The sequence below is a fragment of the Mucilaginibacter sp. NFR10 genome (assembly GCF_900100445.1).
Lineage (GTDB): Bacteria > Bacteroidota > Bacteroidia > Sphingobacteriales > Sphingobacteriaceae > Mucilaginibacter > Mucilaginibacter rubeus.
This window is the reverse complement of sequence record NZ_FMTV01000001.1, coordinates 386,334-408,599: the sequence shown is the minus strand read 5'-3', so window position 1 is coordinate 408,599 and position 22,266 is coordinate 386,334. Positions and strand designations below refer to the sequence as shown.

The 22,266-nt window shown below is 42.6% G+C and carries 19 protein-coding genes and 3 tRNA genes; 8 read left to right on the top strand and 14 right to left on the bottom strand.

Annotation, left to right across the window (positions count from 1 at the left end; all coding sequences use genetic code 11):
* Nucleotides 1-111 precede the first annotated feature (111 nt).
* Nucleotides 112-1,248, top strand: coding sequence for a glycoside hydrolase family 76 protein (locus tag BLP33_RS01775; RefSeq protein WP_090524275.1), 1,137 nt, complete (start codon nucleotides 112-114; stop codon nucleotides 1,246-1,248).
* 85 nt (nucleotides 1,249-1,333) lie between these two features.
* On the opposite strand, the gene BLP33_RS01770 is transcribed toward BLP33_RS01775, so the two are convergent.
* Nucleotides 1,334-1,669, bottom strand: a complete 336-nt coding sequence (locus BLP33_RS01770; RefSeq protein ID WP_090524273.1) for a hypothetical protein — start codon at nucleotides 1,667-1,669, stop codon at nucleotides 1,334-1,336.
* 162 nt (nucleotides 1,670-1,831) lie between these two features.
* Here BLP33_RS01770 and BLP33_RS27135 point away from each other — a divergent pair, with 162 nt between their 5' ends.
* Nucleotides 1,832-1,987 (top strand): lmo0937 family membrane protein, encoded by a 156-nt coding sequence (locus tag BLP33_RS27135; protein WP_112652139.1) that lies wholly within the window; start codon nucleotides 1,832-1,834, stop codon nucleotides 1,985-1,987.
* Between the two features lie 124 nt (nucleotides 1,988-2,111).
* Nucleotides 2,112-2,432: a hypothetical protein gene (locus BLP33_RS01765; protein ID WP_090524270.1), complete on the top strand. Its 321-nt coding sequence runs from the start codon at nucleotides 2,112-2,114 to the stop codon at nucleotides 2,430-2,432.
* Here the strand turns inward: BLP33_RS01765 and BLP33_RS01760 are convergent, their stop codons facing one another.
* Nucleotides 2,433-3,119: a DUF2461 domain-containing protein gene (locus BLP33_RS01760; RefSeq protein ID WP_090524268.1), complete on the bottom strand. Its 687-nt coding sequence runs from the start codon at nucleotides 3,117-3,119 to the stop codon at nucleotides 2,433-2,435.
* A 191-nt stretch (nucleotides 3,120-3,310) separates the two neighbouring features.
* On the opposite strand from BLP33_RS01760, the gene BLP33_RS01755 reads away from it, so the two are divergent.
* Complete coding sequence (locus BLP33_RS01755) at nucleotides 3,311-4,102, top strand: NIPSNAP family protein (protein WP_090524264.1); 792 nt, start codon at nucleotides 3,311-3,313, stop codon at nucleotides 4,100-4,102.
* A 107-nt stretch (nucleotides 4,103-4,209) separates the two neighbouring features.
* A complete protein-coding gene (locus tag BLP33_RS27300; protein WP_175489894.1) occupies nucleotides 4,210-4,374 on the top strand; it encodes a hypothetical protein in 165 nt (54 codons plus the stop codon).
* A gap of 332 nt (nucleotides 4,375-4,706) precedes the next feature.
* Here the strand turns inward: BLP33_RS27300 and BLP33_RS01750 are convergent.
* The 3 genes from BLP33_RS01750 to BLP33_RS01740 all read right to left on the bottom strand — a co-directional run bounded on the left by BLP33_RS01750 (nucleotide 4,707) and on the right by BLP33_RS01740 (nucleotide 4,946).
* Nucleotides 4,707-4,780, bottom strand: a tRNA-Cys gene (locus tag BLP33_RS01750).
* Between the two features lie 6 nt (nucleotides 4,781-4,786).
* Nucleotides 4,787-4,859: transfer RNA gene (locus BLP33_RS01745), tRNA-Ile, on the bottom strand.
* Nucleotides 4,860-4,872: 13 nt separating this feature from the next.
* Nucleotides 4,873-4,946: transfer RNA gene (locus tag BLP33_RS01740), tRNA-Pro, on the bottom strand.
* A 725-nt stretch (nucleotides 4,947-5,671) separates the two neighbouring features.
* Here BLP33_RS01740 and BLP33_RS01730 point away from each other — a divergent pair.
* Nucleotides 5,672-7,243 carry a TROVE domain-containing protein gene (locus BLP33_RS01730; RefSeq protein WP_090524254.1) on the top strand — a complete coding sequence of 524 codons (1,572 nt, stop codon included), beginning with the start codon at nucleotides 5,672-5,674 and terminating at the stop codon, nucleotides 7,241-7,243.
* A 1,237-nt stretch (nucleotides 7,244-8,480) separates the two neighbouring features.
* Here BLP33_RS01730 and BLP33_RS01720 read toward each other — a convergent pair.
* The 3 genes from BLP33_RS01720 to BLP33_RS01710 all read right to left on the bottom strand — a co-directional run bounded on the left by BLP33_RS01720 (nucleotide 8,481) and on the right by BLP33_RS01710 (nucleotide 12,972).
* The gene (locus BLP33_RS01720) at nucleotides 8,481-10,790 is read right to left on the bottom strand and encodes a GH92 family glycosyl hydrolase (RefSeq protein ID WP_090524241.1); all 2,310 of its coding nucleotides are present in this window, start codon (nucleotides 10,788-10,790) and stop codon (nucleotides 8,481-8,483) included.
* 143 nt (nucleotides 10,791-10,933) lie between these two features.
* A complete protein-coding gene (locus BLP33_RS01715) occupies nucleotides 10,934-11,605 on the bottom strand; it encodes a basic secretory protein-like protein (RefSeq protein ID WP_090526159.1) in 672 nt (223 codons plus the stop codon).
* 338 nt (nucleotides 11,606-11,943) lie between these two features.
* On the bottom strand, nucleotides 11,944-12,972 hold the full coding sequence (locus BLP33_RS01710) for a LacI family DNA-binding transcriptional regulator (RefSeq protein WP_175489893.1): 1,029 nt from the start codon (nucleotides 12,970-12,972) through the stop codon (nucleotides 11,944-11,946).
* Nucleotides 12,973-13,372: 400 nt separating this feature from the next.
* On the opposite strand from BLP33_RS01710, the gene BLP33_RS01705 reads away from it, so the two are divergent.
* Both BLP33_RS01705 and BLP33_RS01700 read left to right on the top strand, forming a co-directional pair.
* On the top strand, nucleotides 13,373-14,701 hold the full coding sequence (locus BLP33_RS01705; protein ID WP_090524233.1) for an APC family permease: 1,329 nt from the start codon (nucleotides 13,373-13,375) through the stop codon (nucleotides 14,699-14,701).
* A gap of 2 nt (nucleotides 14,702-14,703) precedes the next feature.
* Entirely contained in the window at nucleotides 14,704-15,861 is a 1,158-nt protein-coding gene (locus tag BLP33_RS01700; RefSeq protein WP_090524230.1) for a trans-sulfuration enzyme family protein, read from the top strand.
* 58 nt (nucleotides 15,862-15,919) lie between these two features.
* On the opposite strand, the gene BLP33_RS01695 is transcribed toward BLP33_RS01700, so the two are convergent.
* From BLP33_RS01695 to BLP33_RS01670, 6 genes are all read right to left on the bottom strand, one after another.
* Nucleotides 15,920-16,522: a hypothetical protein gene (locus tag BLP33_RS01695; RefSeq protein WP_090524227.1), complete on the bottom strand. Its 603-nt coding sequence runs from the start codon at nucleotides 16,520-16,522 to the stop codon at nucleotides 15,920-15,922.
* A 150-nt stretch (nucleotides 16,523-16,672) separates the two neighbouring features.
* On the bottom strand, nucleotides 16,673-18,064 hold the full coding sequence (locus tag BLP33_RS01690) for an outer membrane beta-barrel protein (protein ID WP_090524225.1): 1,392 nt from the start codon (nucleotides 18,062-18,064) through the stop codon (nucleotides 16,673-16,675).
* Between the two features lie 397 nt (nucleotides 18,065-18,461).
* A complete protein-coding gene (locus BLP33_RS01685; RefSeq protein ID WP_090524220.1) occupies nucleotides 18,462-19,802 on the bottom strand; it encodes a sigma-54-dependent transcriptional regulator in 1,341 nt (446 codons plus the stop codon).
* Entirely contained in the window at nucleotides 19,777-20,949 is a 1,173-nt protein-coding gene (locus tag BLP33_RS01680) for a M20/M25/M40 family metallo-hydrolase (protein ID WP_308421692.1), read from the bottom strand. Before BLP33_RS01680 ends, BLP33_RS01685 begins: the two co-directional genes overlap by 26 nt.
* Nucleotides 20,950-20,955: 6 nt before the next feature.
* Complete coding sequence (locus BLP33_RS01675; RefSeq protein ID WP_090524217.1) at nucleotides 20,956-21,501, bottom strand: GNAT family N-acetyltransferase; 546 nt, start codon at nucleotides 21,499-21,501, stop codon at nucleotides 20,956-20,958.
* Nucleotides 21,502-21,709: 208 nt separating this feature from the next.
* Nucleotides 21,710-21,892 carry a hypothetical protein gene (locus BLP33_RS01670; protein ID WP_090524214.1) on the bottom strand — a complete coding sequence of 61 codons (183 nt, stop codon included), beginning with the start codon at nucleotides 21,890-21,892 and terminating at the stop codon, nucleotides 21,710-21,712.
* Nucleotides 21,893-22,266 lie beyond the last annotated feature (374 nt).

Below are 22,266 nucleotides of genomic sequence, written 5' to 3'. Positions count from 1 at the left end.
ACACATTTTTTGGCCTATAATTGCCCTGTAAGTGATCAATTAACCAATAATTAAAAACCTTATTACACTACCAACCATAGCCAAACCCGTTACCAACCAACATTTATAATTATGAAAAAACCTATCTGCTTTTTAGTCCTAAGTTTGTTTATTACAATAGTAAGCTGCAGTAAGGGCAAAGAAGTAACACCCGCTGCATCGAAGCCTGATACAAATACGACTACCCCAACCGATAATAGTACCGGTTTTAGCAGCGCCGATGCCGACCTTGCCTATACAGCATTCAATAACGCCTTTTACGATTCAAATAATAAGCTATACTTCAGTACCACAAAAAAAGATGGCGTTGCAGCTATATGGACGCAGGCTATTTACTGGGATATGGCCATGAATGTTTATGAGCGTACCAAAACCCCTGCACAGCTTACCCGCATTGGCGATATATACCAGGGCAATTATAATCATTACGATGGCTACAACTGGAACAACACCACTGTTTGGTTTATTTATGACGATATGATGTGGTGGGTTATTGCCCTGGCGCGCGCCAACCAGCTTACCGGCAATGCCAGTTATCTTGAAAAAGCAAAATCCGGGTTCGACAGGGTTTGGAACGGCTCTTATGACCCTATAGATGGCGGCATGTTCTGGGATTTTCAGCACAGCGGAAAAAACTCATGTATCAACTTCCCCACCGTTATAGCAGCTATGAAATTGTATAATATCACTAAGGATGTCTCTTATCTTAATAAGGCCAAGTCTATCTATGCCTGGTCGAAAACTAATTTGGTGGATGCATCGGGCAAAGTGAACGATAACAAAATAGGCAACAACCCTCCGGGTGGTCAGGACTATACCTATAATTCTGGTACCGCTATTGGTGCAGCCATGGCCTTATACAAACAAACCAACGATGCAGCTTACCTTAACGACGCCAAACTATATGCCGATTATGTAAAAAACAATATGTGCATCAACGGTATATTACCTGCCGAAGGGGATTTTAACGAACAGGGTGTTCTGAAAGCTATTTTCGCGCAATATATAGTGCAACTGATCAACGAGGGCGCCCAGAGTCAATACCTGAGCTGGATCCAAACCAACGTTAACACCGGCTGGAAAAACCGCGATGGCAGGAACCTTACTTATCGTAATTACGCCGTGCCTACCCCAACCGGCGATATTCAATCATATGAGGCCAGCAGCATTGTAACTTTTATGCAGTTGATACCTCCAACTAAGAAATAAGCATTACGCTCTGCTATTTCCCACAAAACACGAATGCGCTAAAAATCATTTAGCGCATTCGCGTTTGTCCGCGTTTATACATAATTTAAATAATCCACAATTGCGGCGTATCCCTGAAATGATTGATCTCCTCAATCACTTCCAGTACCTCATCGGGCGATAGCTCATTTTCGCCGTCGGCAACGTAACTAAAAACTTTTCCGGGTTGCTCAAAAGTAATATACCCCAGGTAATCGGGATTATTCTTTTTATTTACCTGCAAAAGCTTATCAGGCTGGTTAAGCTTGCCTAAAGTTGATTTATCGCGGCGATAAATACTATAAGTATAGGTTAACACCGGGTGACCGTCTGCATGGGCATCACTGTCCGGTATTATAAGAAGAGTTAAATTTTTAGCTATAGTAATAAAGAATGGTTTCATATGTAGCGTTAAGTGCAGCATCAAGATATAGCAAGAGAGATGCCATAATCCTTATTTCGATAAAATTAATTTACTTTCAATATAAATAATATTTTTCAATAAAGATTGAATTATGGCACGATTTTTAAAGTGTTATATATAACAAACTAAATACATCAAACTATGAGATCATTATTGTATATCATCGCAGTTATCCTGATAATAGGATGGGCGATCAGTGTGTTTGCCTATTCGGCAACAGGTTTAATTCATGCTTTATTGGTAATTGCCGTAATTTCATTTTTGCTTGGCATTATCAGAAGCCCTTCAACAGTTTAAAAACTATTTTTCTATAAGAAAACAGAACGCGGGCCGCAAGCCCGCGTTTATTGTTTTGGGATTTAGCTAAAAATGTCACACAAACTTTAATAACGTTTGTAGTGTTATTATAAGTTTTACTACGATGACATTAAGCGACGAAGAATTCAGGGAAGAATATAAACCACTGCACATCCCTTCTCATTTTGATCCACAGGATACCCAGCAAAATAAAGCCATATATGCGCTGGCGCAAATTGGCGAAGGTACGGCGGATAGTGTACTGAAAGAACTGGAAACCCTGCAGCCCGGCATTGTGAACGAACAGGTTACCGCGCTGGTTAAAACCACTCTTGTCAGCCTTTACAATAAAGGTCTTATTAAAGGCGAAGAACATAACGGGCAAATGCATTACAACCTCAGTAAGATCACCGAGGCTAATGACGGCTCAACGAGGCACGAATAGTTAATCTTCCTCGCCGTTTACATTTGCAGTGAGCACATCGCTCATATAATCAAAAAAGGGGCGCATATTCTTAAAAGTATCAGAAGCTTTTATGATGAAATCCGGGCGTAAAGCCTCCTCATCGGTAAAGCGCCGTCTTACTAAAAACTGTTTATAACGCAACAGCTCAATAGCTTCATGATCTGTAGCGTAACCTTGGGGGGCTGTTTTCAGCTGTTCGCCTTCCAAAACACCAAAAGTTTTTGTAAACTCCTTACTGCCGATGATTTGCTTCAACGGCGAAGCATCAAAAGCGATCTCATCGCGGATCCGCTTAAGATCGGGCGTATCCGGAGCCCAAAAGCCACCTGCTATAAATGTATTACCCGGTTTCAGGTGAAAATAATAACCGCCGCGGCGGTGCTTTCCCGCCCGTTTAAAATTCCCGCTCCAGTTAGTTTTAAAAGGCGTTTTATCTTTTGAAAAACGGATATCGCGGTAGATGCGGTGCAGGGCCTTTTTTGCGTTGGGCGTTTCGATAACGTCATGCGTATTGAGCAGGTTCAGTAGCCCGACAGTAAAAGCCTCCACCAGTTCAAGCTGCTGTTGATATGCCTCTTTATGTTGGGCAAACCAGTCGCGGTTATTGTTCTGTTTCAGTTGCCTCATAAAATCAAAAGTGGAGGCGGGTAGTATTAGCTGGCTCATAATTAAAAATAATCTGCAAAAAGCAGGAAAGCCAAATTAGAGAAATTTGCAGGCTGTCCAAAATCGAATCCGCCTGCACTGTTTAATAATACATTCGGATGATGCTTAAGCACCGGATTTCCCCTCAAAACAAAAATGTGACACTTGTTTTTTGCCGAAAAACCTATCTTAGCCAAACAATCAAACCTGCTATGAAAAGGCGCTCCTTTGTTAAATCAACCCTGTTAACCGGTGTAACCGCAACTGTTTTACCTGCCATGAGCAAAGCTACAGAAACTTCCCCCAAAGCTGCCGAATACTATGAACTAAGGGTATACAACCTTAAAAATTCGGAACAGCAAAAACTGGTAGAGGATTTCCTGAAAGATACTGCTATACCGGCCTTCAACCGGTTAGGTGTAAAACATGTAGGGGTATTTACCGAAATGAAGCCCGAAGGCCAAACCAGGCTTTTTGTGCTGGTGCAGTTTAACAGTCTTGCCCATTTCGCAGCAGTGGCCGATAGTTTCGCCGGCGATGCAGAACTGCAGGCCAAAGGCGCTGCTTATCTTAATGCCCCGGCCGCTGCCCCGGCTTATGAACGGATAGAAAGCTCTTTGTTAAAAGCGTTTGTACACATGCCGCACCTGGAAGCACCCGAAAATAAAACGAGGATCTTTGAGTTGAGGCAGTATCAAAGCGCAACTGAAGCCGCAGGTAAAAAGAAAATTGAAATGTTTAATGATGAAGGCGAAATAGATGTATTTAAACGCCTCGGTTTCAAGCCCGTTTTTTGGGGTGAAACCGTAATAGGTTCACAAAGGCCTAATCTTACCTATATGATCACCTTTGATGACCTTGATGCCAAGAATGCTCACTGGAAAGCTTTTGGTAGTGATCCGCAATGGAAAAAAATCAGCGCTATGCCCGAATATGCCGATGCGCTGCTGGTGAGCAAAATAACGTCAACTATGCTGATGCCAACAACTTACTCACAGATTTAATTTTTTACAGACTTACGAAGTTTTGGAAACTTCGTAAGTCTTGCTTATCAACGGCCTTTTCGAATTTCATCATACAGCTTATTTTTCATAAATTTATCAGCCACGATATGGAGGCAAACAGGCAAACACTCAGTGAGACTGAGATTGAACTTCTGAAAGAAGGATTGAAACGAAGTTATAAAAAGCGCTTTCAAATGGCCACCCGTTTGTACAAGATACAACAAACCATGAGCAAGGCTTCGATAGTACATAAACCATTTATCAGCAAATAATCTGTAGATGTATTTGACGAGGAAATATTAAGCCTTTCCAAAACCATATTCCCCCGCAATTTCTCTACTGCCTGTTTCAACATTTGGTTTAAATAGATATTGCCTTAATTAAGATCAAAAACCCCTGGTTTTGAGAAAGGCCAAAGGTGCGCAATTCTTATTGAGACTTATAACTTCCATCAACCATCACAGAAGCTAAGAAATACTCAGCAAATATCATAAAAAAATACTATTAAATAAGTAAAAACAATAGTTATCCATACCCGGCTCTGCGCCGGGATTATGAAAGTTAAGGCCCGGGCGTAATGCTATTACGCAGGCAAAAATAAAAGAGGCCGGTACAAGATTCGAACTTGCGGACATTCCTTTTGCAGAGGACTCCCTTGAACCACTCGGGCAACCGGCCATGTTGTGGAAATAAAAGGACTTGAACCTTTAACCGACACCGTATAAGGGTGCTGCTCTTACCATTGAGCTATATTTCCAGCTGTAAATCAGTAGGGTAACCCGGACTCGAACCAGGAGCCTCCACATCCCAAATGTGGTAATCTGACCAATTGATATACTACCCTGTAAAGCAAAAAATCCCCTTAGTTTTTATCTAAGAGGATTTTTAATGTTGTTATATACTTACTATATATACATAGGCTATCTCCTCTGATAAATCAGTATGGGTGATGGACACTGTATACATATTGTTGTTTTCATGATGCAATTATACAAACAATATTTAAATTAAAAAATAATTATGAAAAATATTTTTTTTCTCATTCATACAAACCCGCGTTAGCGATAGCAGCGGATACCGGCCCGTGGCTAAGGCCTGCGGGCGTATGAGCGTATAGCGCGGGCCGCAGGTAACGCCATAATTGATTTCGGATTTGGAATTTTTGGAATTTTCGGTTTCGGATTTGTTTATATCATCTCCCAATTAAGGGATTAAGATCTTTTTCAATTAGTTTAGCATTCGTCAATTCTCAAATTATGTAAATTCTGATTCGGACAATGGCGTTGCCTACGGCCCGGGCTGTACGTTCCAAGTCCTCGCCTTTCCGACCCACAATTCACCCCTCGCTGTGGGCTTTACACTACAATCCCTAACGCTGGCTTGCGCACCGAAAGTTGAAAACCTAAAATATTCTTCGTTTATACCCACTTTTTTAAGGTTGTAAGAAGCTAACAACTGCCCAGCGTAATAATAAATTCAAAAAAAATAAAAATATTTTTCACTACGCAAATACACTGCGCAGTAGCCTCTAACCTTTGTATCAACAAAACAAAATAAAGGAGGTTCAAAATGAAATTCAACCTGTTAAGCAGAGTAAAAACCAAAACGGTAAACCATGAAGGTGCAAAAGCCTTTACCATGAGTGCCGAACTGGAATTCTACACCACGGTAGTAACCTGGAGCTTAAACGACACCTTTTATGAAAAAGACCAGGCACGTATGGAGCGCCTGCGTAATTTGATAGCTAAATGCAACCCGGTATTTGTTGGTAAACTGGCAGTTTATGCACGTACCAAAATGTATATGCGTTCGGTACCGCTGGTGCTGGTTACCGAATTGGCTAAGCTGCACTCGGGCAACGATCTGGTTGCCCGGGTTACCGACGGGGTTATCGGTCGCGCCGATGAGATCACCGAGCTGCTGGCCTGTTATGAAACATTAAATGGGCGTAAGGGCACTAAAAAGCTCAACCGCTTGTCAAAACAAATGCAAAAGGGTTTATCACAGGCATTTAACCGCTTTGATGAATACCAGTTTGCTAAATATAACCGCGATGGCGCCATAAAAATGCGCGACGCATTGTTCCTGGTACACCCACGTGCTAAAGATGATCTGCAGCAGCTGATCTTTAACAAGATAGCGGCAAACGGATTGCAAACGCCTTACACCTGGGAAACAGAACTCTCGGCCCTTGGTCAGCTGAATTTTGATAGCGCCGACGCCAAAGCAATAGCGTTCCGTGCCAAATGGGAAGAACTGATTGACAGCGGTAAATTGGGTTATATGGCTTTGCTGCGTAACCTGCGCAATATCCAGGAAGCCGGCGTAAGCTATGCCCACTTTAAAAAAGTGTGTACAACCATTGCCGACGGCGAACAGGTGGCTAAAGCCAAACAATTTCCATTCCGCTACCTGGCTGCTTACCGTGAGCTGATAACGCCAACCTCGACGGTGCAAAACATTGCAAGGGCAGCCAAAGCAGCTATAACCGGCAACAAAGGCTACACCGGAGAACTGCTGGATGCATTGGAAAAAGCGGTACAGGCAAGCGCAGCCAATATCAAGGGCTTTGATGAAAATACCCGCGTATTGCTGGCCTGCGACGTATCCGGATCCATGCAGAAATCGATCTCGGCAAAGTCAAAAGTGCTGTTGTATGATATTGGTTTAATGCTGGCCATGTTGTTACAATCGCGCTGCAAAAATGTGGAGGTGGGTATGTTTGGCGACCGCTGGAAGACCATTACTGTACCACGCGGCAACATTTTGGGCAACGTGCAGGAGTTTTATCGCCGCGAAGGTGAAGTGGGTTACTCTACCAATGGTTACCTGGTTATCCATGACCTGAGTACCCGCCGCGTACAAATGGATAAGGTAATGTTATTTACCGATTGCCAATTGTGGAACAGTAACGGAGGTAGCAACCATATCCAGGAGCAGTGGGTTTACTACAAACAACACATTGCACCACAGGCAAAACTGTACCTGTTTGACCTGGCGGGCTATGGACAGGTACCTTTGCAGTTACTGCAAAACGATGTGCATTTAATTGCAGGCTGGAGCGATAAAGTTTTTGATGTGTTAGCGGCAATTGAAAACGGAAGCTCGGCGCTGAACATTATTAACAATATAGATTTATAAAAACGTGCAGGGAGGCTAACATCCCTGCACTTAAAGAAATAAAGATGCCGTTAGGTGAGAGTTACTTCGCAACCAATAATGGGGAGGGCATTGTGATGAAAGTCATGATGGAGGTTCGAGTCCTCGCTTGCAAGCCCCCAAGTCTCTTACCGCCTGTTGCTCTTTATAAAAGAAGGTGTCGTTTATAAGTGTTACTTCGATGATCCCAACTGAGACGCCGGTTTGAGTCCGGCCCCGAAAGGGTAGTTTAAACGATTAGAACGCAGTGTAAGCAAGCACTTATAGCTTATTACCCTTCTTTTAAAAAATTGAAAATAAAATAAGGTGCCGTAAACAAGTACTACTTCGATTTGGGACGTTAGGGTCGCCGGTTCGAACCCGGCCCGCTGGTAACCGCGGTAGCTCAGTTGGTTAGAGCATAATGCAGAAGATTTGTTGCCCATTGCCCTTATTTTCAAAAATGAACAATAGGTTAAAGTGCCGTAAACAAGTATTACTTCGCTTTTTAACCCCAAGGTCGCCGGTAAAAATCCGGCCTTTAGCCCCGCAAGCTAAAGTAGCTCAGACAGTTTGGAGCATGGGACGACTGAACCACTTGTTAGCCATTGCCTTTGGCCTGTTGTTCATAAATTTCTTTTACCTAAACCTGCTGCAATCAGGAATAAGATGCCGTTGGTAAGCGTTACTTCGCCTGTCAAGCCAAGCGCTACCATTCATCGCTCTTTACTCCCTGATTTTAAACAAAAAAACTTCACCCCTCGGGGGTAAGTAATGAAAGATGCCGTAAGTGGGTGTTACTTCGTTGGTTGAAAACATGTAGCAATACATGAGTGCCGGTTCGAATCCGGAATGCACCTGCTACCTGTAGCTCTTTCATTTTTTTTAACTTTTAATATTAAAAACAATGACTGAAACTATACAACAAAAGCTTCTTGAATTAGAGCAAACTAAAAAAAACTATCTTATTGCAAATAAGAGCTGAATTTTATGAAAACAGCCCGCTATAGTCCACTGCCATATTATATGTAAAGGCTGTTTAAAACATGGAAGCGCGAAACGATCCCGATTTGCAAAGCCGTTTTGTAGAGTTTGGCATTGCTTCGTGCCCGCAATAACGTTTCTTTGGCATGTTGCAATCGTGAGCTATCCTCCAATAAAGTCAAATACAAAAGGGCCTTCCAATGCGGAAAGCCCTTTTTTAACTCCGAAATCGGAAATCCGAAATCAAAACCAATCTCTATTTATGCTTGGCGCCCATGTAAAAAGTAATCTCACCTCCGTTCATGATCTCATCATGGCTAATGAATAGCTTATCAAGCGGTTTGCCATTCAGTGCCATCTTTTGCACATAAACATTTTTGGCACTTTGATTTTTTACATTGATGGTAAACTTTTTACCATTATCCAAATTAATAATCGCATGGTCAATAGCCGGACTACCGGTTGAATATTGATCTGAACCCGGAGCAACCGGGTAAAAACCAAGTGAGGTGAATATGTACCAGGCGCTCATCTGGCCTGTATCATCATTGCCTCCTAAACCATCGGGGGTTGGCTTGTACATCATTGGTAAAATCATGCGTACGCGTTCCTGCGTTTTCCAAGGTTTATCGGTCCAGTTGTACAAGTAGGCTACGTGGTGCGATGGCTCGTTGCCGTGCACGTAGTTACCGATAATACCGTCGCGGGTAATATCCTCTGTTTCGGCAAAATATTTATCGGGCAAGTTCATGGTAAACAATGAATCCAGGTAACGTACAAAGCGCTTATCACCGCCCATCAGTTTGATCAGGCTTTCAGGATCCTGAGGCGCAAATAGCGTATAGTTCCAGCTGTTACCTTCAATAAAACCTTCGTTAATGGTGCTCAACGGGTCAAACTTAGTCCTGAATGAACCATTGGCCAGTTTTGGGCGCATGAAACCTATTGAGGCGTCATAAACGTTTTTATAGTTTTCTGAACGCTTGACAAACTCCTCGTAGATATCGTTTCTGTTTAGTTTTTTTGCAAGCTGAGCAATTGCCCAGTCGTCAAAGGCATACTCCAGGGTTGAAGATACAGACACACCACTTTTCTCATCAGAGATGTATCCTTTATCCATATACTCACCAATACCTTCATAATCGCGGTGGCGGGCGGTGGTAACGCAGGCATCAAGCGCTTTATTAGCATCAAAATTCACATTACCTTTTATTACAGCATCGGCAATTACAGCAACGCTGTGGTAACCGCTCATACACCAGTTTTCGTTACCGGAGTTTGACCATACCGGCAGCATATGCTCCGGACTTTGATCAAAATGGGCCAGCATCGACTGGATCATATCCGCGTTACGTTTCGGCTCAATGATATTGAACAGCGGGTGTAATGCCCTGTAAGTATCCCAAAGCGAAAATGTAGTGTAATTGGTAAAACCATCAGCCTTATGTACATTTTGATCAAGGCCTTTGTATTGACCATCAGCATCCATGTACAACGTAGGATTGATCATGGTATGGTACATGGAGGTATAGAAATTTTGTTTGGTTTCCTTACTTCCGGCTATCTCAATTTTATGCAGTTCCTGTTCCCAAAGCTGCTGACCATCGTTTTTCACCTTATCAAAGTCCCAACCCGGTGCTTCGGTACGCATGTTATTTAGCGCGCCGTCCATACTTACGGGAGATATGGCAAACTTAATTTTGATCTTCTCCCCTTCTTCTGTTTTAAAGTCAAAGTAGCTGCGGATCTGCCTGCCGGCAATTTCAGGAAAGTTTTTGGTTTGATTGAATTTACCCCAGAAACCGCCGTACACCTCGCGTTTATCGTACTTTTTATACCCATGTTGATAAAAAGGTTTTGAAAAACTCATAGCGAAGTACAAAGTACGTGTGCGGGCCCAGCCATTGGTTTGGCGGTAGCCTACAACTGTTGAATCGTTAACTACTTTAAGATAAGTCCATACATTTTTGTCGGGGTAGTTATAGATCCCGGCCATCAGGTCGAGTATAATGTGCGACTGATCCGACTTAGGGAAAGTATATTGATGAAAACCAACCCTTGCTGTGGTAGTTAGCTCGGCAGTAATATTATTAGCGTCAAGTTTTACTTTATAATAGTTGGCCCCGCTAACCTCATTCTGATGCGAAAATGCCGAACGGTAGCCGCTGCCGGGCTTATCGGCCACACCCGGATTAAGTTTCAAAGCCCCAACGGTTGGCATAATTAAAAAGTCGCCCAAATCTGAGTGACCGGTACCGCTGAAGTGGGTATGACTAAAGCCTACTATCGTTTTATCGTCATACTGATATCCTGCACAATATTTGTATACATCAGGATTGTAGTGACCGTCTTTTTCGTAGCTGGCAGTGTCCGTTTCAGGGCTTAACTGTACCATACCAAACGGCACCGTTGCCCCCGGATAAGTATGCCCCATGCGCTGTGTACCTATAATAGGGTTAACATAATCAACCAGCTTTTCTGTTTTGGTTTGAGCCTGGCTATAAACGGCCGAACCTATTAATAATGCTGTAAGTATTCTTCTCATTGTAATCTTAAGTATATTCATTGTTTCCTCTCATATATGAGGAAATTCTGCGTCGCGGCCCCTGGCCTTGTAACCTCTTTTTAACAAAGCAACTAATTTATGTAAAGCAGCCCGCTAAATATGGGAGTACGTGGTATTTGTTACAGATACCTGTAACAAACGGTTTAAACCGCGGGATTTGAAGCGTAAGCGGCCCACAACTCATCCACTGTTTTACCGGTAAGGGTTTTCCAGCTATCGTTGGTGAAAGTATGTTCACGCAGTTGCTTATCAAGTATTTTTACCAGATCGGGCTTTGCGTTTTTTTCCGCCCAAAGCAAAAAGCGTGCAGTTACACGGTAAGCATTATCATAATTTTGGGTCGATTTAAATGCGGGTAATGCCCATTTGGCCCCGGCGTTGTCAACACCAAATTTAAAACGGGCATAATCGGCAATCCCCTCGGTTAACCAGCCGGGGCCGTCGCTGTTGCCATAAGCCTGCACAATATGCATTACTTCGTGAGTAACCACGTCAATATCGCCGGGATGTTTGGTCATGTATTTCGCGCTGAATACTACGGTATCATTTCCGGTAGCAGCTACGCCGTCATAAGCGGTATCGATAACAAACGTTACTTTTTTAGATGTTTTTTTGTTGTACTCCTTTGAAAGTTTTGGATACACTTCAAAAAAGGTTTTGATCAGCCTGTCTTTCAAATCTGTGCTAAATGCAGCATCCTTACTGATAAAAGTTACCTGGTAGCCTTTTTGTTTAAAAACTTCCTGCGCATTGGCATTCAAACCCATGAACAAGCCCGAAATTAAGAATAGTGAGAAAATAAATATTTTTTTCATGAATAGTTTTGGTTTTTGCGATTGATAATGATAAACCATCCAAATATAGATAAAACGTTTTATCATTAAAACATATTCCTCTGTAATATTATTAATAGTTTCCTTTCAATTTGTTCAAAAACAAACGCCTGTTGCTCTTCAAACAACAGGCGTTTTTTAATTAAACAATATTATCAAAAAAGAACTATGAAGCAGTTGAACTATGGTGGAGTTAGCCCCCTACTACCCCAACCGGTTCTAACTAACCAGGTGAGCAGCATCAGTGTTCAAAGCTAATTAAATAAAACGTTTTACCAAATGATTTTTAAGGATATCCGTGCACCAATACTAAACTATTGTCACGCTGTGGCCTTCGACAGGGTTGATCCCCGCTCAATCAGTTTCGACGGGATTTTCAGATCAATTTTTGAAGCATCAAGTTTATGGGTGTTGATCTGCGCCATTAAAATATCAATTGCCGATTTTGCAATATCGTAAGTAGGTTGTTGTATGGTAGTGATACCCGGTGGGTATAAGCTAAACACTTCATTATCATCAAAACTTATCACCGCCAAATCATCGGGGATATTAAGCTTAAGATCTTTGATGGCCTGCAAACCCATGGTACCCAAATAATTGGTGGTAAAGAAAACAGCATCCATTTGTTTTTGCTTTTCAATAAATGCTTTAACAGCCTCAACCCCGTCATTCTTGTCCATATCAAAGGGAACCTTTAAAACCATCTTACTGCTATCTTTCAGGTTATTATCTTTTAAAGCAGCTTTGTAGCCCAGGCTCCGGTCGTTTAGCTGGATCAGCCCGAGGTCGGCAGTCACCATCCCGATATTTTTATATCCCGATCGTACAAAACAATCAACCGCGTTGTAGGCGCTTGTATAATTATCAACCAGTACATGAGGGATGCTTGTCCCGGGGAAATATCCGTCAATAAGCACTACAGGTTTTTCATTATCAACCAGGTTCTGGATATCTTTTTCCAGCCCCCTCATCGGGGTAATAATATAACCATCAACCAGTTGCTGGCTTAGCATCCTGATCATATCCTTACCTTTTTGCAAGTTATTGTTGGTGCTGCAATAAATAATACGATAGCCGTCTTTTTCAGCCTCCTCTTCAATAACCTTTGCCATCTCTCCAAAAAACGGCCCGCCAATGCTCTCCACTATCAGCCCGATAACTTTTGAAACACCCGTACGCAAACCAACCGCCATACGATTAGGTTCATAACCATTTTTTTGGGCCACATCCAATATCTTCTTACTGATCTCTTTGCTGATACGGCCCTTACCATTTAAAACAAATGAAACAGTAGTTATTGACGTATCGGTAAGTTTGGCTATATCCTTAATGGATATCTTTTTTTTCATCATCGTTTTTTAAATTCAGGTTTAAGGTTTAGTATGCCCTGCATCTTAAAGTCTTATCAATTTTTATGTTAAACCGGTAATTAGTCAAACAGATATCTGTTAAAATTTAACTTTTTGCTTTATTTCAATCAAACCCGGCAAGTTAATTTTGCTAATTGCCAATATTTTAACCTTGTAATATAAACATTTAAAACCGGACTGGTAAATATAGCGTATGGCTTGCATTTTCGACCTTTTCAACAACAATTTATTGCAAAACAGTTATAAACTTTCATTAAGATCATTAAAAAATCAAAATAGAAGACCTGTGTATAAAAGCTTTCATCGTATCAATTGCTGACAAATTAATGCTAAATTTAGATTTTGTGTTTTCCCTGATTAATTGGTATTTTAAAATTTCATGAGTATAACCCCGAAACTCAACCGCTTTGATCTTTCAATGATTGTTGTGAGCCTCGTAATAGGCATGGGCATTTTTGCAGCACCGGCAGAAGTAGCAAAAAACTCAAGCACACCTCTTTTGTATTTCGGAGCCTGGCTGCTTGGGGGAGCAGTAAGCCTGTGCGGGGCGCTCACCTTTGCCGAAATTGGTGCCCGCTACCCTACCACAGGCGGTTTCTACAAAGTGTTTTCATATTGCTTCCACCCTGCTTTTGCTTTTATGATTAACTGGGTGTTGGTGATCAGCAACGCTGCTTCGGTAGCTGCCGTAGCATTGATAGGCGCGGAATACATTAACCCCATTATTATGCCACAAAGCCTGCAAAACGATGCGGGCATCAAAATCATGACCATTACTTCCGTGGTTGTTTTATATATTATCAACTACCTGGGCATTAAAATGAGTGCCCGTACTCAAAACGTACTTACGCTTTTTAAAATAGGCATGATCCTGATTTTGTGTGCGGCAGTATTTAAAGGTAACATCAATGCTACCAAAGAAGTTATCGCATATCATAATAATAACAATATAAGCGCGTTCGGAATAAGTTTGGTAGCTGTATTTTTTACCTATGGCGGTTATCAGCAAACTATAAATTTTGGAGGCGATATTATAAACCCGAAGATCAATATCCCCAAGGCTATATTTTTTGGAATAGCTACCGTGATATCATTATACATGCTTATCAACTTTGCCTATTATTCGGTTTTAGGTATCAGCGGGCTACAGCATAAAACTACGTTAGCGGCAACCCTTGCAGGGGTTTTGTTTGGTGCTGCGGGATATAAAATAGTATCGCTGCTTATGTTTGTTTCGGTACTGGCTTTCGTTAACGTTAATATTATGGCCAACCCGCGTGTTTATTACGCCATGGCCGAAGATGGTATATTACCAGCCCGCTTTAAACGTGTAAACAGCCAAACCCAGGTACAGGAGTTTGGATTGAGCTTTTTTGTTGGTGCGGTGCTCATTATCCTGTTTTTTGCCAATTCGTTTCAAAACATATTAAATTATGTAATGTTTTTTGACACCATTGGCCTTTCAACTGCAGCTATAACGATCTTCGTTTTACGGCGCAAAACCAAACATCTCAATAATACAGGCATCTATATCATGAAATGGTACCCTGTTATACCTGTCATATTTATTACAACCTATTGGTTTGTTACTATCAGCATTTTTATTGAAAACCCACAGGCTGCTTTAATATGCATCTGTGCTTTTATTGCCGGCCTTATTATCTACTATATCACAAAACGAAGCCAAAAACCTAACACTATACTTTAATTATGGATTTGTCATTTATTTTAAATGAGCTTGGGGAGGAAAGAGAGAACTACTTTAACGCCGTTTCGCCGCCAATTATGCAATCAAGCAATTTCTGTTTTAAAGACGTTGCAGCACTTAGGGGGGCAATGAATGATGAATTTGAAAGCAGCCTGTACTCAAGGGGGCAAAATCCCACACTCACTATACTCAGGAAAAAACTCGCCGCGTTAGATGGCGCGGAAGAGGCCCTGCTGTTTAGCAGCGGTATCAGTGCTATAAGTGTCCCCATTTTATCGCTGTTAAAATCCGGTGATCATATTATTGCCGTGGATAACCTGTACAGTTGGACAATTAAATTATTTAAAGACTTTTTACCCAAATTTGGCATTACAACCACATTTATTGACGGAACAGTTTTTGAAAATTTTGAACAAGCTGCAACTCCGCAAACCCGCTTAATTTACCTCGAAAGCCCTAATACATTTTGTTATGCCTTACAGGACATCAGAAAAGTGACCGGCTTTGCCAAATCAAGGGGCATCACAACCATGATTGATAACAGCTACTGTAGTCCCCTTTATCAGCAGCCCATATCAATGGGGGTTGATCTTGTGGCGCAATCAGCAACAAAATATATCGGCGGCCATTCGGATGTTGTGGCAGGTGTGCTTACCGGCAGCAAGGCTATGCTTAAAAAAATCTTTGAGCACGAGTTCATGAATACCGGTCCGGCGCTGTCGCCCCATTCGGCATGGCTGCTTTTGCGGGGATTAAGAACGCTCCCGCTCCGGCTGCAACGCAGTTTTGAAAGTACCAGACTCATTACAGAATGGCTTGCCTCTCATCCGGCTGTACAGGAGGTGATCTGGCCTTTTAGTCCCAAATTCAATCAGGCCGATTTAGTTAGCCAACAAATGCAGGGCTGCGGGGGCCTGTTTAGCCTTACATTAAAAAACAGCACATTCGGCAAAATCGAAAAGTTTTGTAATAGCCTGCAGCATATCCTGCTTGCTGTTTCCTGGGGAGGTCATGAAAGCCTTGTTGTGCCGGCCATCGCTTCTTTTAGTGAGGATGAGTATTCGGCCGATAACGACCATCATCAATTAATCCGGATGTATATTGGTTTGGAAGACCCACAATATTTGATGGCGGATATTAAACGGGCTTTAGAAAAGTAAATAGTCCCGGCTCCGCGCCGGGATTACTTTTTGGTTTTTGAAATCAATTTTAATTATTTTATAGGGATACATGCTGAATACCCTTTGCATGCTGATGTTCAAAATACAGGTATTTGATCTGATACCCTTTGTTAATGCTGTCATAAGCCATCAGATCAGCATCGCCGTGAAAGTAATTGCGGATGCTATACCTGAAATCATTTTGGTCAGGGAAACTCTTGTACACATTTGCTACAGTTAAGTTTAAAACAGGCGTTGCTATAGCGGCACTGAAGAAATACTTTTCGTAGCGGGTATAGCCTTTTCCTTGCGGTATTATTTGTGCATGTGTATAAAGCGGAAAACCGGCTGTGTCAAGTATCTCATATGCTTCATTTTGATAAAACCTGTAATTTTTACCTCCGTCGCGGTAGCCAAAAACATTGCCCTTTAACAGACTGATCTTTTTACTTCCGGCTTTAACGCTGATGTGCTTTCCTCCAAAAAAATCATTGATTTTTAGTTTTTCACCAGCTTCGGGCACATAGCTTAGCCTGCCGGCTTTGTAATCCTGTACAGTTAAATAAATACCTGCGTTTGCATTTGTGTTTTGTGCCACAAGTCGGTTCGCCTGTATACTTATCATCATTGTGATGATGATCATTTTAATTGAATTTTTCATTTTGTTTACTATTTAATCTTAAAATTAAGGGCATAAAAAAGCCGGGCGGCAAAACCCGGCCTCCAACCTTTACTAAACCTAGCCCTGCAATCCAAACGGGATAAGTTATCGCGGTTTTAAAGTACGTTTATGTTACACGCCTCTTTGCGCTTAAAAACGCACCAATAAGGCAGCTATAAATCTTGTTTCAGAATTCACCAAATCGGGGACAAAATTGGTACCGCCAAGTGGTGTAGTATTATAACCATCAGGAGATGTAACGCCACCATGACCGGCAAAGTAAGGAACATCGGCATGGCGGTGTTCCACTTCCATCCTGAAAGTCAGGTAATCGTTAGGCATCAGATCCACGGTAGTTGAATAGTCATAAGCATGGAACTTATCGCCGGGATTAGCCGAGAACGGATGTGTACCAACTGCACCTGTGCCCACTGCCGGGATGGGGTTGGCATCGCCCGTTGGGTAAAGCACCAGGTAACGGCCGGGGTTGTTCATTACACCGCCGCCTACTGTCCAGCCTAAATGACCTTTAGCCATTACCATACGGTGATAAAACATGGCGCTGGCAAAGTATTGGGCCGGCCCTTTAACAGGATCGGATTTGAAACCGTTAACGCCATCGCCTTTTTCATCGCCAAGGTCGCCTGTTATAGAGAAGGCCGCACTGTTTACGAAAGTGTTTTTATTTTTGTAATAACGTACCTCCACGCTGTTATCAGTATGGAAGCGCTTACGACCCGGTTTATCCTGGGTATCGGCACCATAATAGTTATTACTTAGCACCTGAAGCCATTCTTTAGGGCGCCAAAGAACCTGACCACCAATGCCTGGCCTGCTGTTAAACATCCCGTATGATTGCCAGCCGTTAATCAGCCAAGGCTCAATTTTCAGTTTGTCCGATACAAAGATCTGCACACGCACACCGTTAAAAAACCATGGCGTATTATCACTGGTGAAGGATGGCTGGTAAGCCCAGTTTTCGGCATTATAGTACGAGAACAAACCTACGTACGACATGAACAAACCTGCATCAACGTTGATACCGTTCAACACATTAAAATGGTAACCGGCGTTGGCTTCGCTCAGGTAGCGGTAAGCTGTTGAAAGATCAAACTGTCCGCGGGTAACACTGAAGTCGTTACGGGGCACTACAGTTGATCGCGTACCAAATTGGGTAAGTACGCTGGCACGCACGTTATCATAATGAAAATCTCCGCCGAAAGCTACCGTCGAGATCTCAAACTCATGGTCACGCGCCAGAGCGGTTGAACCAACCACGGTATGGTCTACCGGGTTATTGTTTGAAGCGGTATAGTTAAAATCAAGCAGGAAACGACCGGTAAAGTATTTAGTATCGAGCAGGGCTTTATGACGGCGGTCGTTGCCGTTAAGCCAGGTAAAATCGCCAAAGGCAAATGGTTCGGGTTTAGTTTTTACGGTGTCTTTAATTGTGGTGCTATCTGGTAATGATGCAGCGTTTGCCTGGGCATAGGCTAAAAGTAAAGTAAGGCCTAAAGCAATAAATAAGAGAAGTTTTTTCATTTTTTGTATGAGATTATTTGTTCGCGGCCGGAGCGGGTTGCAGTGTTTTAGTTTTAATTGCTCTTGCCTGCGTTAATTATGGCACGCCTGCCAATTGCTATACCAAAGCGGCTGCAATATTTTCCGCCGATTTGATTATCAGCTCTTTATTAGTTTTTGTTTTATATTTTGGTTGGGGATAGTTGAATGTTCTGTTTCATTTTGAGAAGGCGGTTTTCTCATGGTGATTGAGGTAAAATCTAAAGCCACTGAAAAGTAAAATGAAATAACAATATCGTCATGCTGAACTTGTTTCAGCACCCCACAGAACAGGTGGGCGATTTGCTTAGCAGCCGGCTTAGCGAGTGGGGTGTTGAAACAAGTTCAACATGACGAAAATTTTAATTGTTTATCATCATCAGTTCATAATAATATGATATTCCTCAATTTTGCGATATAAGGTGGCTAAACCGATTCCAAGCACCCTTGCAGCTTCTGATTTATTGCCTTTCACATATTTCAGGACCCTGCGGATGTGGTGGCGTTCTACGCTATCCAAATCAAGTGCTACAAGGTCATAATAACCACCGTTATGAAATTCGTTGGGGAGTAGCTTAGGAGTGAGTATAGGTTCGTCCATCAGGATGATAACCCGCTCAATTACATTTTTAAGTTCGCGGATATTGCCGTTCCACTTATGCTGGTTGAGCAGTTTAAAAAAGTTCTCGTCCACATCAGGCTGCTTTTTCTTAACTTTGGCCGAATACAGTTTGATAAAGTGCCGTGCCAGCACCTCAATATCACCTATCCTATCCCGCAGGGGCGGCAGTACTATAGAAAAGCCGGAAAGGCGATAAAACAGATCGAGTCTGAAGTGCCCGTCTTCCGATTCCTTTTGCAAATCGCGATTGGTGGCTGCAATGAGGCGTACGTTCACTTTAATGGTTCGGGTTTCGCCTATTTTAATGAAAGTACCGTTTTCTAATACCCGCAACAGTTTGGCCTGTAGGTCATGGCTCATTTCGCCAAGTTCATCCAGGAAAATAGTACCACCATTGGCTTCTTCAAACAAGCCTTTCTTGTCTTTGAGCGCACCGGTAAATGCCCCGGCCTTGTAACCAAACAATTCACTTTCCAATAACTCTTTGCTAAAAGCACTGCAGTTAACGGCAACAAAAGGCTTGTCTTTACGCAGGCTTTCATAATGGATGGCTTCGGCAAATACTTCCTTGCCTGTGCCGGTTTCGCCTAAAAGCAAAACGGTGGCATCAGTGCAGGCTACTTTTTTTGCCAGTTCAACCGCCTCCAGTATCGCCGGCGATTGCCCTAACACTATAGGGAAACCATGTTGGGCTTCAACCTCATTTTGCAGCTCGTTAATGTGATATTGCAGGTTGGCTTTATCAAGCGCTTTACTTACCAGCGGAATGATCCTATCGTTATCATCGCCTTTGGTTATATAATCAAAGGCTCCGTTTTTAATAGCCAGCACCCCGTCGCTGATGGTACCAAAGGCTGTTAGGTTGATGATTTCGATGTAGGGCTTTATTTGTTTGATGCGCTGCACCAGTTCAACGCCATTGGCATCGGGCAGTTTCACATCGCTCAGCACCACCCTCACATCCTCGCGCTCAATGATCCGCAGACCAGCTTTGGCATTTGGTGCCTGAATTACGTGATAACCTTCCAGCACCAGGATCCGGGCCATCAGTTCGCTCAGCTTAACTTCGTCATCAATTATTAATATGCCTGATTTCATTTTTGTATTTGTTTGGATTATTGATGAGCATCAGCGGTAGTGTTTCCAGCAACCTCACATATAAGCTGATCCCCTTCTTGATCTCTTCGAGGTAAATAAATTCATCGGCCGAATGTGAGCGGGCCGAATCACCGGGACCAATCTTTACCGAAGGGATGGATAACCAGGCCTGATCAGATGTGGTAGGCGAGATATAAGTTTTGCAGCCAACAGCTATTCCCGTTTTAACTATAGGATGCTCAGGAGATACCGATGACGCGGCTAATGAACCGGCGCGTGGACTTACCTGGCAGGATACATTACGTTTGATGATATCAACAATTTCATGCTGTGAAAATGTATCGTCATGCCTGATATCAACAGTGAACTCGCAGCGGCCGGGCACAATGTTATGTTGCGAACCCGCCTTAATCGTGGTTACCGTCATTTTTACGGGTGCAATACCTTTTAATTGTTGCGGAAACTGGTAAAGGCTAAACCATTCCAGATCACGCAGGCATTTGTGAATGGCATTATCGCCCTCTTCGCGCGCGGCGTGACCGGGGCGGCCATTGCTTACGCAATCAATAACCAAATTGCCTTTTTCGGCAATGGCCATCTGCAATAAAGTAGGCTCACCAACTATAGCCAGCTCGCAATTGCCCAGCAGGGGCAGGATTGATTTAATGCCATTTTCGCCGGAGTTCTCCTCTTCAGCAGTAATGGCGAGGCATAAATTAAAACCCAGGCCCTGATAGCAATAAAAATGCAGGAAAGCAGCAATTAACGATACCACACAACCACCCGCATCATTACTCCCCAGGCCATAAAGTTTCCCTTCGCTTATTTCCGGACAAAACGGGTCTTTTGTGTAAGCTTCGTTTGGCACAACCGTATCCATATGAGAGTTAAGCAATATTGTCGCTTTAGTTTCATCGTAGTATTTATTAAAGCACCAGATATTGTTTCCCTGCCGTTTCACCTTTACCGAATACCCAAGCAAATGCTGTTGTATAGTATCGGCAACCGCACATTCATCGCCGCTGAACGACGATATTTTGATCATGTGCTGCAGCAGCACAACTGATTCGCTAAAAAAATGCGGGTTTAAAGGCATGGTATGCCCCACCAGGGAGGTGACGGGCTGCTCATTCAATGTTTTTATCATAACTGATTAGTTTAGTTGGGGGTCGAATAACATGGCCGTACACAGGCAATTGCAGCGATTTTTACTTTGCAGCACATCGTAGTTTACACAGCTTTTGCAGGCATCCCAAAAACGAGGTTCACCTGCTACTTCGGCATAGGTTACGGGCTCAAAGCCAAGACGGGTATTCATTTTCATGATGGCCAAACCAGATGTGATACTGAATATTTTGGCGGTTGGGTATTTACTGCGCGAAAGGTTAAAAATACGGTTCTTAATTTCGGAGGCTACACCCTGGTTACGGCGTTGCGGTGATACGATGAGCCCGCTGTTGGATACAAATTTCCCATCGTCCCAGGTTTCGATGTAGGAGAAACCTACCCATTCGCCATTTTCAGTTACGGCCATTATAGCTTTGCCAGTATCGATTTTTTCTATTACTGAGGCGGCCGATCTTTTGGAAATACCCGAGCCTCTTGCTATGGCCGAACTTTCCATTTCCCTGATAATTTCGTCGGCGAACACTACATCGGCCGGAATAGCCGGCCTTACAATAATTCGTTCATCTTCCATTTTATATGTTTATTTCAGCTATCAGCACGGATTTGTTGAATAACTGTACATATCCCAATGCTAAAAGAATGCCCGTTGTGGTACGCTTGTACCATTTATAGGTTTAGGCCATGTAAATGAAGATTTTAGTTTTTAGCGCAGGTCCGGAGCATAAAAAAAGCCTATCAAAATGAAAGGCTTCTATTTTCAAAACAAGATATTTTGATAATTATTCAACCGGCTGATGGTATTCAGGGCTGTTTTTGAAATGCTCAAGGCAGCCATCGGCATTTACAGCCAATCCGCTTATCTCAGTTTTAGGGGATGCTTTTTTCTTTTTAGGGCCGGTAATTGAAACAATAATAACTGCTATTAAAGCGGTAACTTTAAGTATAATATAAAATGCTGCCATGGCTTTTTAACTTAATCATAAAAACCGGCAATAAACTAAACCTATGCCAAAAGCTAATAAAGCCGTCAAAATACGCACACTGCACCAAAGCGGCCACAAGCAGCCATCGCCCTCCTATCATTTTGGGATATATAAATTATCAAAATGATAAAGTATTGAAAGCAGGCCGATGTTATTAAAGAGTTGTGTAAATTAAATGACTGATCGATCAAAAACTTTACAATCCTCACTCAAGAGCGCGCCCCGGGGCATGAGCGGTAGCAGGGGTGTGTTTCTGCTGTAGATTTATCAAAGCAGAAACACACCTCTCTCCCCTCTCAGGCGGGGAATCTCCCATTTCCTCACACTTTAATCCTTTAAGTTAACGGCCAGCG

Excerpts from the sequence above, each read along its gene's own strand:
- BLP33_RS01670 (WP_090524214.1), bottom strand. The coding sequence starts at position 21,892 with ATGGCAGCATTTTATATTATACTTAAAGTTACCGCTTTAATAGCAGTT.
- BLP33_RS01760 (WP_090524268.1), bottom strand. The coding sequence starts at position 3,119 with ATGAGCCAGCTAATACTACCCGCCTCCACTTTTGATTTTATGAGGCAA.
- BLP33_RS01720 (WP_090524241.1), bottom strand. The coding sequence starts at position 10,790 with ATGAATATACTTAAGATTACAATGAGAAGAATACTTACAGCATTATTA.
- BLP33_RS01730 (WP_090524254.1), top strand. The coding sequence starts at position 5,672 with ATGAAATTCAACCTGTTAAGCAGAGTAAAAACCAAAACGGTAAACCAT.
- BLP33_RS01755 (WP_090524264.1), top strand. The coding sequence starts at position 3,311 with ATGAAAAGGCGCTCCTTTGTTAAATCAACCCTGTTAACCGGTGTAACC.
- BLP33_RS01690 (WP_090524225.1), bottom strand. The coding sequence starts at position 18,064 with ATGAAAAAACTTCTCTTATTTATTGCTTTAGGCCTTACTTTACTTTTA.
- BLP33_RS01680 (WP_308421692.1), bottom strand. The coding sequence starts at position 20,949 with ATGATAAAAACATTGAATGAGCAGCCCGTCACCTCCCTGGTGGGGCAT.
- BLP33_RS01710 (WP_175489893.1), bottom strand. The coding sequence starts at position 12,972 with ATGAAAAAAAAGATATCCATTAAGGATATAGCCAAACTTACCGATACG.
- BLP33_RS01695 (WP_090524227.1), bottom strand. The coding sequence starts at position 16,522 with ATGAAAAATTCAATTAAAATGATCATCATCACAATGATGATAAGTATA.
- BLP33_RS01775 (WP_090524275.1), top strand. The coding sequence starts at position 112 with ATGAAAAAACCTATCTGCTTTTTAGTCCTAAGTTTGTTTATTACAATA.
- BLP33_RS01765 (WP_090524270.1), top strand. The coding sequence starts at position 2,112 with ATGACATTAAGCGACGAAGAATTCAGGGAAGAATATAAACCACTGCAC.
- BLP33_RS01705 (WP_090524233.1), top strand. The coding sequence starts at position 13,373 with ATGAGTATAACCCCGAAACTCAACCGCTTTGATCTTTCAATGATTGTT.
- BLP33_RS01700 (WP_090524230.1), top strand. The coding sequence starts at position 14,704 with ATGGATTTGTCATTTATTTTAAATGAGCTTGGGGAGGAAAGAGAGAAC.
- BLP33_RS01770 (WP_090524273.1), bottom strand. The coding sequence starts at position 1,669 with ATGAAACCATTCTTTATTACTATAGCTAAAAATTTAACTCTTCTTATA.
- BLP33_RS01675 (WP_090524217.1), bottom strand. The coding sequence starts at position 21,501 with ATGGAAGATGAACGAATTATTGTAAGGCCGGCTATTCCGGCCGATGTA.
- BLP33_RS27135 (WP_112652139.1), top strand. The coding sequence starts at position 1,832 with ATGAGATCATTATTGTATATCATCGCAGTTATCCTGATAATAGGATGG.
- BLP33_RS27300 (WP_175489894.1), top strand. The coding sequence starts at position 4,210 with ATGGAGGCAAACAGGCAAACACTCAGTGAGACTGAGATTGAACTTCTG.
- BLP33_RS01715 (WP_090526159.1), bottom strand. The coding sequence starts at position 11,605 with ATGAAAAAAATATTTATTTTCTCACTATTCTTAATTTCGGGCTTGTTC.
- BLP33_RS01685 (WP_090524220.1), bottom strand. The coding sequence starts at position 19,802 with ATGAAATCAGGCATATTAATAATTGATGACGAAGTTAAGCTGAGCGAA.